Here is a 16,967-nt window from a genome sequence, read left to right as displayed (position 1 = left end):
GCAGCCTGTCTTCGCTGCCGCTCATGAGTGGTCACCTTTCGGGGCCTGCCCGGGGGCTTCGAGATGGTGGTCGAGCAGGGCGAACAGTTCGTCGTCGGAGGCGGTCTCGACGCCCGCCCCGTTCGCGGTCGCGGTGTCCTCGCGGTCGAGGGAGCCGAGTCGATCCAAAAAGCGCCGCATGCGCAGCGCGACCCGGGCGCGAAGCTGCGGGTCCTCCTCCGCCACGCGACCGAACGCGTTTTCCAGGCCGTCGAGTTCGGCGAGCACCGGGGCCAGGACGGATGCGTCGCCGCCGGTCAGTTCGGTTCGCAGTCGAGCGGCCAGTTCGATGGGGGTCGGGTAGTCGAACACCAGCGTGCTCGGCAGTTCGACACCGGCCGCGCGGCTGAGCCGGTCCCGCAGGTCCACGGCGGTCAGCGAGTCGAACCCCAGGTCGCGGAAGGCCTGGTCGGCCTGTACCTGACCGGCCGAGGCATGGCCGAGTACGGCCGCCACCTCGCCGCGCACCAATTCCAGCAGGATCGTCTCGCGTTCCGCGGCTCCGGCGGTCGCCAGTCGGCCGGCCAGGTCGGGGTCCGCCGGGCGGGCGCCGGCGCCCGGAGCGGCCCGCGCGGCGAGGACGGCGGCGACCTCGGGCAGGCCGTCGAGCAGGGGGCTCGGGCGCATCGAGGTGAAGCGGGGAGCGAAGGTGCTCCAGTCCACGTCGGCGACGACCACGTCCGTGTCGCCCAGGCCCACCGCGCGGGCCATCGCGTCCACGGCGGCCCGCGGATGCATCGCCCGCAGGCCGCGCCGGGCCAGCTGGTCCCCGTCGTCCTGTTCGGCCATGCCGTCCCCGGCCCACGGTCCCCAGGCGATCGACGTGGCGGTCAGGCCGCGGGCCCGGCGGTCCCGGGCCAGCGCGTCGAGGTGCGCGTTGGCTGCTCCGTAGACGCCCTGGGCGCCGCTGCCCCAGACGCCGGCTATCGAGGAGAACAGCACGAACGCCGCCAGCGGCCGGTCGCCGAGCACGGCGTCCAGGAAGGCCGCGCCCGCGGCCTTGCCCGCGGTGATTCGCGCGGCCTCGACCGGATCGGTGTCCGTGATCAGAGCCGCCTGGGTCACCCCGGCGGCGTGCACCACCGCCCGCAGCGGCGGCCCGGCGGCGTCGATGCGTTCGATCAGGCGCTGTACCGCGGTTCGGTCGGCCACGTCGCAGGCCTCGATCAGGACGTCGACGCCGAGGCCGGTCAGTTCGGCCGTGAGGGCCTCGGCCCCCGGGGTCGCCGCGCCGCGGCGGCCGGCCAGGACCAGACGCTCCGCCCCCGCGCCGGCCGCCCAGCGCGCCACGTGCGCGCCCAGACCGCCGGTGCCGCCGGTGATCAGTACCGTGCCTTCGGGCTGCCAGGAAGGGTCGCCGGTCTCGGCGGGTACCGACGCGCGGGCCAGGCGCCGTACCCGGACGCCGGCAGGCCGGATCGCCACCTGGTCCTCGGCGCCGTGCGCGATCACGTCCGCGAGGCTCGTCCACAGGTCGGCGACATCATCGAGGGCCCGGGCTTCGGACCCGTCCGGTATCGAGCCGGCCGCGAAGGCATCGGTGATGTCCACGAGGCCGCCCCAGACGCCGGGCAGTTCGAGCGCGGCACCCCGGCCGAGCCCCCAGATCTGCGCCTGCTCGGCATGCGTGACCGGTTCGGACGCCGCCGTGGACACCGCGCCGAAGGTCAGGCACCACAGCCTGCCCTCCGGGTTCGTGTCGGCGAGTGCCTGAACGAGTGCGAGGGTGACCGCCAGGCCGTGGGTGAGCCCGGGCAGGTCGGCGCGCTCCCCCGGCAGGTCGGACAGGAGCGAGACCACGCCGTCGAGGGGGCCGAGTTCGCGCAGGCGGTCGGCGAGAACGCTGCGATCGCACGTCGCCGGGTCGACGTGGAGTGCCATCACGTGCGCGCCGCGCTGTTCGAGCCCGCGCCCGCACGCGTCGGCGTGCCGGCTCGCCGGATGGCTCACCACCACCCAGGTGCCGGACAGTTCGGCGCCCGATGCCGCGGCCGCGGAGCTGCCCGCCTCCGCCCGGCCGGCCCAGGGCGTCCACTCAGCGTGGTAGCGCCAGGTGTTCGGGTCGTCCGAATTGCCGCCGGCGGCGGTTCGTGGGTCGGGCTGCGGGTCCAGCCAGTAGCGTTGCCGCTGGAACGGGTAGGTCGGCAGGTCGACCCGGTCGCCCCGGCCCACGAGGAAGACGGGCCAGTCCACGGCTATCCCGTGCACATGCAGCGCGCCCAACGCGGCGGCGAACGTCGCCCGTTCCGGCCGATTTCGGCGAACCAGCGCAACGGCGAGCGTGTCGGCGGCCGGGCCGAGGCATTCGCGGGCCATCGCGGTCAGCACCCCGTCGGGCCCGACCTCCAGCAGTACGGACCCGCCCTGGGCGCCGGCGGCGGCGACGCAGTCGGCGAAACGGACCGGTTCACGGACCTGGCGCACCCAGTAGCCGGGGTCGGTCAGTTCCTCGGCCTCGGCGATTCGGCCGGTGAGGTTGGCGACCACCGGGATCCGCGGGGCCGCGTACGAAACGCCTTCGAGAACCCTGCGGAACTCCGCGAGCATCGGCTCCATGCGCGCCGAGTGGAAGGCGTGCCCCACCCGCAGCCGCCTGGTCCTGCGGCCCTGCTCCGCGAACTGCGCGGCGACCGCCAGAACGGCGTCCTCGTCGCCCGAAATCACCACCGAGGTCGGCCCGTTGACGGCTGCGACGCCCACCGCCTCGGTACCTTCCAGCGCCGTCGTCACCTCGGCCTCGCCGGCCTGCACCGCGACCATCGCACCACCCGCCGGAAGCGCCTGCATCAACCGGCCCCGCGCCGCAACGACCGCCGCCGCGTCCGCGAGCGACCACACGCCCGCCACATGCGCGGCGACGAGTTCACCGATCGAATGCCCGAGCAGGAAGTCAGGGCGTACTCCCAGGGATTCCACCAACCGGAACAGCGCCACCTCCACGGCGAACAACGCCGCCTGCGTGAACACCGTCTCGTCCAACAAACCCTCGGCACCCTCCGCACCGAACACCACATCCCGCACCGAATACGCGACATGCCCCACCAACCGACGATCCAACTCGACAACAGCGGCATCGAACGCCTCCGCGAACACCGGGAAGCGATCGTGCAGCTCACGCCCCATCCCGACCCGCTGACTCCCCTGCCCGCCGAAGAGGAACACCGATCGGCGGTCCGCCCGCGCGACGCCGGCGGTCACTCCGGCGCCCCGGCCGTCCGCCGCGAGGGACGTGAGCCCGGCAAGCAGTTCGTCCCGGTCCGCGGCGGTGACCACGGCTCGGTGGTCCAGTGCGGTGCGGGTGCCGGCGAGCGCGGCGGCGAGGTCGGCGGGGGCGACGTCGGTTGCCTCAACGTACCCCCGCAGCCGCTCGGCCTGGGCCGCCAATGCCTGCGGGGTCTTGGCGGAGAGCAGGTACGGCAGCACGCCCGGCTCGGCCTGCGGCTGGGCGCGCGGGGCGTCGGCCGGCTCGGGTGCGCGGTATTCGAGCACGGTGTGCGCGTTGGTTCCGCTGATCCCGAACGCCGACACCGCGGCGCGGCGCGGCCGGCCGGTCTCCGGCCAGGGACGCGCCTCGGTCAGCAACTCGACCGCGCCCGCCGTCCAGTCCACATGCGGCGTCGGCGCGTCCACGTGCAACGTCCTGGGCAGCGTGCCGTGCCGCATCGCCATCACCATCTTGATCACCCCCGCGACACCCGCGGCGGCGGTGGTGTGCCCGATGTTGGACTTGAGCGCGCCCAACCACAGCGGCTGGTCCGCGGGTCGTTCCCGGCCGTACGTGGCCAGCAGCGCCTGCGCCTCGATCGGGTCGCCGAGCGCGGTGCCGGTGCCGTGTGCCTCGACGGCGTCCACGTCCGGCCCGCTCAACCGCGCGTTCGCGAGCGCCTGTCGGATCACCCGTTGCTGCGAGGGCCCGTTGGGCGCGGTCAGTCCGTTGCTGGCGCCGTCCTGGTTGACGGCCGAGCCGAGCACCGTCGCCAGCACGCGGTGACCGTTGCGCCGCGCGTCGGAGAGCCGTTCGAGCAGCAGCATGCCGATCCCCTCCGACCAGCCGGTGCCGTCGGCGGCGGCCGCGAAGGGCTTGCAGCGGCCGTCGGCGGAGAGCACCCGCTGTCGGCTGAAGTCCACGAAAAGGCCGGGGTTGGCCATCACCGTGACGCCGCCGGCCAGCGCCATGGAGCACTCGCCGACCCGCAGCGCCTGGATCGCGAGGTGCAGCGAGACCAGGGATGAGGAGCAGGCCGTGTCGACCGTGACGGCGGGGCCCTCCAGGCCGAAGGTGTAGGCGAGCCGGCCGGACGCGACACTCGCGGCGTTCCCGGTGCCGAGGTAGCCGCCCAGTTCATCGGGCACCCGCATCCCGGCCAGGTAGCCGATGTTGGCGGCGCCGACGAACACGCCGGTGGCGGAACCGCGCAGGAGCGCCGGGTCGATGCCGGCCCGCTCGAACACCTCCCAGGAGACCTCCAGCAGCAGGCGCTGCTGCGGGTCCATCGCCAGTGCCTCGCGCGGCGAGATGCCGAAGAAGCCCGCGTCGAAGTCGGCCGCGTGCTCTACGAAGCCGCCCTCGCGTACGTAGCTGGTACCGGGGTGGTCGGGGTCGGGGTGGTAGAGCCCGTCCACGTGCCAGCCGCGGTCGGTGGGGAAGTCGGTCAGTCCGTCGCGCCCGTCGGCCAGCAGCTGCCACAGGTCCTCGGGCGACATCACGCCGCCGGGGAAGCGGCAGGCCATCGCGACGATGGCGATCGGTTCCCGGTCGGTGCCGGCCGTCGTCCCGGCGTGCGGTGCGCCCGTGGGCGTTGCGGTCTCGGCTCGGGTGCCCAGGAGTTCGGTGCGCAGGTATCCGGCGAGCGCGGTGGCGGTCGGGTAGTCGAAGACCAGGGTGGCCGGCAACCGCCGCCCGGTGAGCGCGGCCAGCCGGTTGCGCAGGTCGACCGCGATCAGCGAGTCGAAGCCGAGGCTCTTGAAGGCGCTGTCGACGTCGACGGCTTCGGCGTTGTCGTGGCCGAGCACCGCCGCGACCTGGGCCCGGACCAGTGTGGTCAGCGTCCGTTCCTGCTCGGGCGCGTCGAGGGCGAGCAGGTCGCGGACGAAGCGGTCGGCGACGCGGCCGCCGCTCGCGGCCGAGGCGGCCCGGCGCACGGGTCCGCGAACCAGGCCGCGCAGCAGTCCGGGCAGCACGCCGGCGTCGGCTTGGGCGCGCAGGGCGGTACGGTCCAGCCGGAGCGGCACCGCGAGTGGCTCGTCGGCGGCGGTCGCGCGGTCGAACAGGTCCAGGGCGGTCGCGGAGGACAGCGGGACGACGCCGGAGCGGGCCATCCGCCGCAGGTCTGCCTCGGCGAGCCGGCCGGTCATCCCGGTGGCCCGCTCCCAGAAGCCCCAGGCCAGCGAAAGTCCCGGTAGCCCCAATGAACGCCGGTGCTGGGCCAGGGAGTTGAGGAACGCGTTGGCGGCGACGTAGTTGGCCTGGCCGGCGCTGCCGAGCACACTCGCGGCCGAGGAGAACAGCACGAACGCGGACAGGTCGCGATCGCGGGTCAGTTCGTGCAGATTGACCGCGCCGTCGACCTTGGGCCGCAGCACCGCGGCGAGTCGCTCGGGGGTCAGCGACTCGATCACGCCGTCGTCCAGGACGCCCGCGGCGTGCACGACCGCGCCGAGCGGTCGGGCTGCGGGGATCGCGGCGAGCAGCCGCTCCAGCGCGTCCCGGTCGGCGGCGTCGCAGCCGGCGATGTCCGCGGTGGCGCCCAACGCCGTCAATTCGGACCGCAGTTCGGCGCAGCCCTCGGCATCGGGGCCGGAGCGGCTGGTGAGCAGCAGGTGCCGTACGCCGTGTTCGGCGGCCAGGTGGGTGGCGATCAGTCGGCCCAGGGTGCCGGTGCCGCCGGTGATCAGGACGGTGCGGTCGGTGCGGAACGGCCGGGTCGCCGCGTCCGGGTCGCCTCGGTAGCCGGTGAGGCGGGCGGCGAGCAGGTCGCCGCCGCGTATGGCGACGGCCGGTTCGCCGCAGCCGGGGACTGCGGCCAGCGCCCGCCCCCGAGTCTCGGATGCCGAGGCGGCCGGGTCGGCCAGGTCGGCCAGGTCGGCCAGGTCGGCCAGGTCGGCCAGGTCGGCCAGGACGAACTGGTCGGGGTACTCGGTCTGCGCGGAGCGGACCAGGCCCCAGGCGGCGGCCGACGACAGGTCGGGCACGCCCTCACCGGGCGCGGCGGCCACCGCGCCGCCGGTCACCACGACCAGCCGGGACGTCTCGAAGTGGGGGGCGGTGGCCCAGGTACGCAGTACGGGCAGCAGGTCGGCGGCGGCCGCGTGCGCCGCCGCGGCCGGCGGCGCGTCGGGCGGTTGTACCGGGTACACCACCGCGTCCGGCACGGCGGCGCCGGAGTCCAGGGCGGCGCCCAGCGCGTCGAGGTCGGCGAACGCGCGCACGTCGGCGCCCGAGCCGCGCAGTGCGTCCGCCAGGCCGCGGGGGTCGGTGCCCAGCACGGCCCAGCCGACCTCGTCGGAGGCAGTGGCGTCGGCGGCGGAGCCGACGGACACCCACTCGACCCGGTACAGCGCTTCGTGCCGGCCCCGGTGGGCGGGGTCCGGCGCCGACGCGGCGCCACGGGTGGCCACGGTGTCGACGCGGGCCACCGGCTGCCCCGTGGGGTCGGCCAGCAGGAGGGCGTGGCGCGCGGTCCCCGCTGGGCCCTGGGTGCTGCGCAGCCGTACCCGCAGGGCAGCGGCCCCGGCCGCGTACAGCGTGATGCCGCCGAGCGTGTCGGGCGCGGGGGGTACGGCCAAGTCATCGTCGAACAGCCGCAGTCGCAGCGCGGCGTCGAGCAGGGCGGGGTGCAGGCCGTACTCGCCCGCGTCCTGCGCGTGCTCGTCGGGCAGGGCGACGTCGGCGAAGAGTTCCCCGTCCCGCCGCCAGACCGCGCGCAGCCCGCGAAAGGCCGGACCGAGAGTATGCCCGGCGGAGGCCAACCGGTCGTGGAGGCCGCTGAGTTCGACGGGCTCGGCGCCGGGCGGGGGCCAGGTCTGCAAGCCGGCGTCCGGGGTGGGCCGACCCGGACGCAACAGGCCGGTGGCGTGCCGGGTCCAGGGCTCCTGGGCAGTTGCCTCGGACGGGCGGGAGAACACCGCGAGCGAGCGGCGGCCGTCCGGCTCGGGCGCGCCGACCGAGACCTGTAGGCGTACCGCGTCGGCGCCCGGTTCCAGAGGCGCCTCCAGGGACAGCTCGTCGATCCGGTCGCAGCCTGCCTCGTCGCCCGCGCGGATCGCCAGTTCGACCATGGCCGCGGCGGGCAGCCGTACGGTGCCGTCCACGGTGTGGTCGGCGGGCCAGGCCAGGGCGCGGGCGGACAGCCGTCCGGTCAGCAGCAGGCCGCCGCCGTCGGCCAGGGCCGCGGTGGCGCCGAGCAGTGGATGTCCGGCCGCCAGCAGGCCGAGTCCGGCGGCGTCGCGGGCGGTGTCGCTGGGGGCCTGGAGCCAGAAGCGGCGCCGCCGGAAGGGGTAGGTCGGCAGGTCGACGCGGCGCGGCGCGCCGGCGCGGCCGGCGAACAGGTGCCGCCAGTCGACGGTGAGCCCGTGCACATGCGCGGCGGCCAAAGCCTCGGCGAAGCGGGCGGGGCCGCCGGCGCCGCGCCTGAGGGTGTCCAGCGCGACCGCGACCGCGTCGGCGGCGCCGATGGTGTCCTCCAGCGCGACGGTGAGCACCGGATGTGCGCTGACCTCGACGAACGCGGTGTGGCCTGCGGCCAGCAGGGCGTCGACCGCGGTGTGGAAACGCACCTGTCGGCGCAGGTTGTTGTACCAGTAGCCGGCGTCCAGGGCGGCGGCGTCCAGCAGTGCGCCGGTCGTGGAGGAGTAGAACGGCACGGTGGAGGTGGTCGGCGCGATGCCGGCGAGCTCCTTGGCCAGCCGGTCGCGGATCGTCTCGACCTGCGCGGAGTGCGAGGCGTAGTCCACCGGTATCCGGCGGGCCCACACGCCCTGGCCCTCGCACACGGCGAGGAGTTCGTCGATCGCGGGTTGGTCGCCGGCGACCGTCACCGAGTGCGGGCCGTTGACCGCGGCGACGGTCAGTTCTCCGTCGAGCGGTCCGATCAGCCCGTGCGCGCGGGCGGCCGACAGCGAGACCGAGGCCATGCCGCCGGTGCCCGCCAGGTCCAGGATGGCCCGGCTTCGCAGGGCCACCACCTTGGCGCCGTCCGCCAGGCTCAGGCCGCCCGCGACGCAGGCCGCGGCGATTTCCCCCTGGGAGTGGCCCAGCACGGCGGCGGGTTGCACACCGTGTGCCTGCCAGAGCCGGGCGAGGGCGACCATCACGGCCCACAGCACGGGCTGCACGACGTCGACCCGCTCCAGCCAGTCCTCGTCCGGCGAGCGCAGCACGTCGGTGGTCGACCAGTCGACGTGCGGCGCGAGCGCGGCCTGGCAGTCCGCGATCGTTGCGGCGAACTCTGGTGAGGCGTCCAGCAGTTCCCGAGCCATGCCGGCCCATTGCGAGCCCTGGCCCGGGAACACGAAGACCGGGCGCCGGTCCGGTCCCGGCACGGCGCCGGCGCCCTCGCCGCCGGCCAGGGCGCGTAGCCGTTCGGCGAAGCCGTCGAGGTCCGCGGCGGTCACGGCGGCGCGGCACTCCAGCGCCGACCGGGTGGTGGCCAGTGCGTAGGCGACGTCGTCGGGAGCGAGGTCGGGTGCGGCGGCGACGAAGGACGCCAGCAGATCCGCCTGGGCGCGCAGTCCTTCGTCGTCGCGCGCCGACAGCACCCAGGGGGCGGGCGCCGCGCCCGGCCCGGGCGCGGACACCGACCCCGGCGCGGGCGTGAAATCGGCCTCGTCCGGCGCCTGTTCGAGCACGACATGCGCGTTGGTCCCGCTGATCCCGAAGGAGGAGACCCCGGCCCGCCGCGGCCGGTCCTCGGCATCGGGCCAGGGCTGCGGTTCGGTCAACAACCGTACGGTGCCCGCCGACCAATCCACGTGCGGCGACGGCTCGTCCACGTGCAGCGTGCTCGGCAGCAGGCCGTGCCGCAGGGCCATCACCGTTTTGATCACCCCGGCCACCCCCGCGGCCGCCTGGGTGTGGCCCAGGTTGGACTTGACCGCGCCGAGCCACAGCGGCCGCCGCGGGTCGCGGCCCTGCCCGTAGGTGGCGAGCAAGGCCTGCGCCTCGATCGGGTCGCCGAGCGTGGTGCCGGTGCCGTGCGCCTCGACCGCGTCGATGTCGTCCGCCGTCAGCCGGGCGTTGGCCAGGGCCCGCCGGATCACCCGGCGCTGCGAGGGGCCGTTGGGCGTGGTCAGGCCGCTGCTGGCGCCGTCCTGGTTGACCGCGCTGCCGCGCACCACCGCGAGCACCGGGTGACCGTCGCGCCGCGCGTCGGAGAGCTTTTGCAGCAGGAGCAGCCCGGCACCCTCGGACCAGCCGGTGCCGTCCGCGGCGGCGGCGAACGCCTTGCACCTGCCGTCGGGTGCCATCCCGCGCTGCCGGCTGAACTCGCTGAACATGCCGGTGTTGGACATCACCGTGACGCCACCGGCCAGCGCCATCGTGCACTCGCCGCCGCGCAGCGCCTGGACGGCGAGGTGCAGGGCGACCAGGGAGGACGAGCACGCCGTGTCGACCGTGACGGCGGGGCCTTCGAGCCCGAACACGAAGGAGAGCCGACCGGACAGGACGCTGATGATCGTCCCGGTGCCCAGGTAGCCGCCGACGCTCTCGGGCACCTGCCGAAAGCCGGTGCCGTATCCCGACGAGCCGGCGCCGACGAACACACCGGTACGGCTGCCGCGCAGCGCGGCGCGATCCAGGCCCGCGCGTTCGAACAGCTCCCAGCCCACTTCGAGCAGGACGCGTTGCTGCGGGTCCATCGCCAACGCCTCACGCGGACTGATGCCGAAGAACTCCGGGTCGAAGTCGGCCGCGTGGTCCAGGAAGCCGCCGTCGCGGGCGTAGCTCTTGCCGGGCGCGTCCGGGTCGGGGTCGTAGAGCCCTTCCAGGTCCCAGCCGCGGTCGTCCGGGAGCGGCCCGATCGCGTCGCCGCCGTCGGCCACCAGGCGCCACAGGTCCTCCGGCGAGGACACCCCGGCCGGGTAGCGGCAGGCCATCGCGACGATCGCGATCGGCTCCGTCTCCCGCTGCTCGGCGCGGCGCAGTTCCGCCTGGGTGTCGTGCAGTTCCGCGGCCACCCGCTTGAGGTAGCCGACCAGCTTGTCACTCTGCGGCGTGTCGCGGTCCGGCATCGTGGTGTCGGTCCTTCCTGAACTCGGCGAAGAGGGATCGAACGCAGGTCATGCCAAGCCGAGTTCGCGGTCGATGAAGTCGAGCACCTCGTCGGCGCTCGCCTCCTTGAGCTGCTCCGCGGCGGTTTGCGGTGCGCCGCCGGCCTGGGTCTCCTCCTGGTTGCGCCAGGCGGTCAGGAGCCGGTCGAGCCGGGTCGAGATCGCGGCCCGGTCGTATTCGTCCGCGCGCACCCCGGCGAGCCGGGCCGCCAGGCGGTCGAGTTCGTCGAGCACCGCGGGCACCGCTGCGGCGGAGGTGTCGGGAACGAGCTCCTCGAACAGGTGGTCGGCGAGGTCGGCCGGAGTCGGGTAGTCGAAGACGAGGGTGGCGGGCAGTCGCAGGTCGGTGGCGGCGTCGAGCCGGTTGCGCAGTTCGACGGCGGTCAGCGAGTCGAAGCCGATCTCGGTGAAGCCGCGTCGCGGGTCCACCGCGTCCGCGCCGCCCAGAGCGAGCACGGTGCCGGCGTGCCGGCAGACCAGGTCGGTGAGCAGCCTGCGCTGGTCGTCCTCGGTCAGCGCGGCCAGCCGCCGAACCAGGTCGACGGCGGGCTCCGGCCGGCCGGCGGCCTGCGCGCTGGGCCGCCCCGGGGCGCGGACCAGGCCGCGCAGCGCGGCGGGTACGGCGGCGCCGCCGGCGTCCCGTCGCAGGGCCGCGCCGTCGACGCGGACCGGCAGGACCAGGGGGTCGGGGAGGTCGGCGGCGGCGTCGAAGAGGGCCAGGCCCTGCGCCGCGGACAGCGGCAGCATCCCGGAGCGCGCCACCCGCGCCCGGTCGACCTGGTCCAGCCCGGCGGTGATCGCGCCGGCCTGGTCCCACAGCCCCCAGGCGAGCGAGGCGGCGGGTCGGCCCGCCGCCCGGCGGTGGTGGGCGAGGGCGTCGAGGAAGGTGTTGGCCGCCGCGTAGGCGCTCTGGCCCGCGCCGCCCAGGACGCCGGCCGCCGAGGAGTACAGGACGAACACGGCGAGGTCGGCGTCGGCGGTCAGCCGGTGCAGGTTCACCGCGCCGTCGATCTTCGGGCGCAGTACACGGCGGAGCTGATCGGCCGTCAGGGAGGTGATGACGCCGTCCTCGACCACGCCCGCGGCGTGCACGACGGCGGTCAGCGGGTGTTCGGCGGGGACCCGGGCCAGCACCTCGGCGAGCTGCGCCCGGTCGGCGACGTCGCAACCGGCGATCTCCACGTGGACGGCGCCGAGCCCGGTCAGTTCCTCGCGCAGTCGCGCGGCGCCGGGGGCCTGTTCGCCGGCTCGACTGGTGAGCACCAGATGCCGGGCGCCGTGCTCGGTCACCACGTGCCGTGCCAGCAGTGCGCCGAGCGCGCCGGTGCCGCCGGTGATCAGCACCGTACCGTCGGGGTCGGGTGCGGCGGGGACGGTGAGCACGATCTTGCCGATGTGCTTGGCCTGGCTCATGTATCGGTACGCGTGTGCGGCCTCGCGGATGTCCCAACTGCGCACCGGGAGCAAGCGCAGGGCGCCGCTCTCGACGAGTTCGACGATCTCGGTGAGGATCCGGCCGATCCGCTCGGGGTCGGCGTCGGCGAACGGTTGGTAGCTCACCCCCGGGTACAGCACGGCCGTGTGACCTGGGTCGCGCAGGTCCGTCTTGCCGATCTCGATCAGCCGGCCACCGGGTGCCAGCAGCCGCAGCGAGGCGTCCACGTAGTCGCGCGCCAGCGAGTTGAGCACCACGTCGACGCCTCGCCCGCCGCCCGCCGAGGCGAAGTCGTGCTCGAAGTCGAGCGACCGGGAGGAGGCGATGTGCGCGTCGTCCAGGCCCAGTTCGCGCAGGGTGTCCCACTTGCCGGGGCCGGCGGTGCCGTACACCTCGGCGCCGAAGTGCCGGGCCAGTTGTACGGCGGCCATGCCCACGCCGCCGGCCGCCGCGTGGATCAGCACGGACTCGCCGGGCTTGAGGCCGGCCAGGTCGAACAGGGCGCGGTAGGCGGTCAGGAAGGCGATCGGCATCCCGGCGGCCTCGGCGAAGGTCCAGTGCGCGGGGATGCGGACGACGGCCCGGTGGTCGGCGACCGCGACCGGGCCGAGCGAGGCGGGCAGCACGCCCATCACCCGGTCGCCGGACCGCCAGGCACCGGCCGCCGAACCGACCTCGGTGACCACCCCGGAGCCCTCGGTGCCCATGCCGACCTGGCCGGGCACCATGCCCAGACCGACCAGCACGTCGCGGAAGTTGAGGCCGGAGGCGCGCACGGCGATCCGGATCTCGTGCGGGGCGAGCGGTCGGGCGGCGGGCGGATAGGGCATCGGCGCGAGCCGGTCCAGGTCACCCGCGGAGGTGGTGTCGAGCAGCCAGGGTCCTTCCGGGGCGGCGGGCAGCAGCCGGTCGGTGTCGGCCCGGACGATCCGTGGGACCAGCGCCGCACCCGCGCGGACGGCCGTCTGCGGTTCGCCGGCGGTGAGCGCGGCGCGGATGGCGTCGGGCGGCGCGGTCGGCGAGCCGGCGTCCGCGTCGGCGTCGAGGTCGACGAGGAGGAACCGTTCCGGGTGCTCGGCCTGTACGGAGCGCAGCAGGCCCCAGACCGGCGCATGGGCCAGGTCGGTGACGCTCTCGCCGGCGCGGACCGCGACCGCGCCGCGGGTGAGCACGACCAAGCGGGTCGTCTCCCAGGCGGAGTGCGCCAACCAGCCCTGGACGGTGTGCAGCATCCGGTCGACGGCCCGGTCGGCAGCGGTCGGCAGCCCCGCCGGCGGTATCGGTGCGAGCGGGAGCAGGACGATGTCGGGGGCCGTGGACTCGTCGGCGAGCGCGGCGACATCGGGGTATGCGCGCGCCGTAATGCCTGCCTGCTCCAGCGCGTCGGACAGGCCGAAGGGGTCAGGGCCCAGTACGGCCCAGGGCCCCGTGGCCGGTTGCGGCTGTTCGGCCGGCGCCGGCGGGACCGGAACCCAGTCGAGCCGGAACAGCGAGCCGCCGACGGCCGCGGGGGCGGGGGCGGGTGCGGCGGGACGCATCACCAGTTCGCGTACCGAGACCACGGGGTTCCCCGAGCCGTCGGTGGCGGCCAGTTCGACCGTGTCGGGGCCGGTGATCGACATCCGCACGCGCAGCGCGGCCGCTCCGACGGCGTGCACGCTCACCCCGCCCCAGGAGAACACCAGCCGCGCCTGCCCGGTGTCCTGGCCGAGCCCGGTCAGGCCACTGGCGTGCAGGGCGGCGTCGAAGAGCGCGGGGTGCAGGAGGAAGTCCGCGGCGGCGGAGGTGTGTTCGTCGGGCAGGGTCACCTCCGCGTAGACCGACCCGTCGAGTCGCCAGGCCGCGCGCAGGCCCCGGAACGACCGGCCGTACCCGAATCCGCCGGCCGCGAGGTCGGCGTAGAAGTCGGCGACGTCGACCGGCTCGGCTCCGGGCGGCGGCCAGGCCGGCGAAGCGTCGGGAGCCGTGTCGGCGTCGGCCTCGGGCGTGAGCACGCCGGCCGCGTGCCGAGTCCACCCGGTGTCGTCCGCCGCGTCCTCGCGCCGGGAGTGCACCTCCACCCGGCGGCGGCCGTCCTCCTCGACCGGTCCCACCACGACCTGCAGGCGCACGGCGGTGTCCGGGGGAATGGCGAGGGGTGTTTCCAGCATGAGTTCGGCCAGGTGCGGGCAGCCCGCACGGTCGCCGGCCTGGACGGCGACCTCCACGAACGCGGTACCGGGGAAGAGGACACTGTCGCCCACCGCGTGGTCGGCCAGCCACGGGTGGGTGTGCAGGGACAGTCGTCCGGTGAGGACCAGTCCGCCGCTGCCCGCAAGGCGCAACTCGGCGCCCAGCAGCGGGTGGCCGGTGGCGGCCAAACCCAGACCGGCGGCGTCGGGCGCCGCCGCGCCGCCGTCGAGCCAGTAGCGCTTGCGTTGGAAGGCGTAGGTGGGCAGTTCGACGCGGCGGGCGTCGGTGCCGGCGAAGAACCGCTCGCCGTCGATCCGGCCACCGGACAGGTGGAGCGCGCCGAGGGCGTGTACCGCGGTGATCGGTTCCGGCCGGTCGCGGCGCAGGGCCGGGACGCACACCGGGGTCGGGCCGGCCGAGGTCCGGCGGGCGGCCAGGCAGTCCCGGGCGAGTGCGCTCAGCACCCCGTCGGGGCCCAGTTCGATCAGGGCGGTGGCGCCCGCGTCGGCGAGCGCGGCGACGCCGTCGGCGAATCGGACCGTCTCGCGGACGTGCCGGGCCCAGTAGTCCGCGCTGCCCAGTTCCTCGACGCCGGCGGGGCGGCCGGTCAGGTTGGAGATCACCGGGATCCGGGCGGGCGCGGCCGTGATGTTCCGCGCCACGGCGCGGAACCGGTCGAGCATGCCGTCCATGTCCGCGCTGTGAAAGGCGTGACTGGTGCGCAACCGCCGGGTCTTGCGGCCCTGCGCCTCGAACTGCCGGGCTACCGCGAGCACCTGCTCGGCGGCGCCGGAAAGCACCACCGCGGACGGGCCGTTGACCGCCGCGACGGCGACGGCGCCGGCGTGTTCGGCGATCGCGGCGCCGACCTCTTCCTCGCTCGCGGCGACCGCGATCATCGTGCCCGCGGACGGCAGTTCCTGCATCAGGGCGGCCCGGGCCGCGACCAGCGCCGTCGCGTCGGGCAGCGACCACACTCCGGCGAGGTGCGCGGCGCTCAGCTCGCCGATCGAGTGGCCCAGGAGCAGGTCCGGGCGCACCCCCCAGGATTCGTACAGGCGGAACAGGGCGACCTGGAGCGCGAACAGGCCGGTCTGCGCGTAGACGGTCTGCCCGAGCAGTTTCCCGGTGCTCGGGTCGTCGGGGGTCAACACCACCTCGGCCACCGGCCGGCTGACCTGCCCGGCCAGCCGGGCGTCGAGTTCGGCGGTCGCGGCGTCGAAGGCGTCGGCGAAGGCCGGCCAGGCCGCGTACAGTTCCCGGCCCATGCCCGGGCGTTGGCTGCCCTGTCCGGTGAACAGGTAGGCCAGGCGACCGCCTTGACCGGCCCGGCCGCGGACGGCGTTCGCCGCGTCCTCGCCGAGGGCCAACGCGTCGAGCCCGGCGAGCAGGTCGTCGGGGCCGGTGCCCACGACGACCGCGCGGGAGTCCAGGGCGGCGCGCGAGGTGGCCAGCGAGTAGCCGACGTCGACGGGCCGCAGGCCGGGCCGGGCCCGCACGTGCGCGGCGAGCCGGGCGGCCTGGTCGCGAAGCGCCTCGTCGGTACGGGCGCCGAGGACCCAGGGCAGGGCGCGGTGGGCGGCGGGGGCGTCCGTGCCGGGTGCCGTGGCCGCACCGTCGGCGCCGGCCGGCTCCCCCGCGATGTGCTCCGCCGCCGGTTCCGGCGCCTCCTCCACGATCACGTGCGCGTTGGTGCCGCTCACCCCGAAGGAGGAGATCCCGGCCCGGCGCGGGCGCCCGTTGCGCGGCCACGGACTGGGGTGGGTGAGCAGTTCCACCCCGCCGCCCGACCAGTCGACATGCGGCGTCGGCTCGTCCACGTGCAGGGTCTGCGGCAGCAGTTCGTGCCGCATCGCCTCGATCATCTTGATCATGCCGGCGACGCCGGCCGCCGCACCGGTGTGGCCGATGTTCGACTTGACCGCGCCCAGCCGCAGCGGCTGCCCGGCGGGTCGGTCGCGGCCGTAGGTGGCCATGAGGGCCTGCGCCTCGATCGGGTCGCCGAGCGTGGTGCCGGTGCCGTGCGCCTCGACCGCGTCGACGTCTCGGGCGGCCAGCCGCGCGGAGTCCAGGGCCTGGCGGATGACCCGTTGCTGGGCAAGGTCGTTGGGGGCGGTCAGGCCGTTGCTGGCGCCGTCCTGGTTGACCGCGCTGCCGCGCACCACGGCCAGCACCGGGTGACCGGCCTGCCGCGCGTCGCTCAGCCGCTCCAGCAGCAGTACGCCCGCGCCCTCGGCCCAGCCGGTGCCGTCGGCCGCCGCCGCGAACGCCTTGCAGCGCCCGTCGGGGGCGAGGCCGCGCTGACGGCTGAATTCGATGAAGATGCCCGGCGTCGACATCACGGTCACGCCGCCGGCCAGCGCCATCGTGCACTCGCCTTGGCGCAGTGCCTGGGCGGCGAGGTGGATCGCGACCAGCGAGGACGAGCAGGCGGTGTCGATCGTGACGGCCGGACCTTCCAGACCGAGCGTGTAGGCGATCCGCCCGGAGGCGACGCTGGTCATGCTGCCCGTGCCGAGGTAGCCCTCGACCTCTTCGGGGACGCTGGTGAGCCGCTCGGCGTAGCCCGAGGAGATCGCCCCCGCGAACACGCCGATCCGGCTGCCCTTGAGCGAGGTCGGGTCGACGCCGGCACGCTCGAACGCCTCCCAGGCGGTCTCCAGGAGCAGCCGTTGTTGGGGGTCCATGGCCAGCGCCTCGCGCGGGTTGACGCCGAACAGTTCGGCGTCGAAGTCGGCCGCGCCGTCCAGGAAACCGCCGCGCCGGGCGTACGTCTTCCCGGACCGCTCGGGGTCCGGGTCGTAGATGCCGTCCACGTCCCAGCCGCGGTCGTGCGGAAAGTCGACGAGCGCGTCGACGCCGTCGACGACCAGCCGCCAGAGCTCCTCCGGCGTGCGCACCCCGCCGGGGTAGCGACAGGCCATCGCGACCACGGCGATCGGCTCGTACGCGGCCGCCTCGATCTCGCGCAGCCGTTGCCGGGTCTGGCCGAGGTCCGCCGTGGCCCTCTTGAGGTAGTCGAGGAGCTTTTCTTCGTTGGTCGACACGCGAG

General features: G+C 75.1%; 1 protein-coding gene and 1 pseudogene. Both read right to left on the bottom strand.

Features of this window, described 5'->3' with window-relative positions; all coding sequences use genetic code 11:
* Nucleotides 1–21: 21 nt before the first annotated feature.
* On the bottom strand, nucleotides 22–10,215 hold the full coding sequence (locus tag ACIRL2_RS35305; RefSeq protein ID WP_402237843.1) for a type I polyketide synthase: 10,194 nt from the start codon (nucleotides 10,213–10,215) through the stop codon (nucleotides 22–24).
* A gap of 102 nt (nucleotides 10,216–10,317) precedes the next feature.
* Nucleotides 10,318–16,944: pseudogene (locus ACIRL2_RS35300) on the bottom strand (SDR family NAD(P)-dependent oxidoreductase); the annotation flags it as partial.
* Nucleotides 16,945–16,967: the final 23 nt, after the last annotated feature.

Source organism: Embleya sp. NPDC127516 (assembly GCF_044765325.1).
Taxonomy (GTDB): Bacteria; Actinomycetota; Actinomycetes; order Streptomycetales; family Streptomycetaceae; genus Embleya.
Note: the sequence above shows the minus strand (reverse complement) of the source record. Positions and strands in the feature narration are given on the sequence as shown.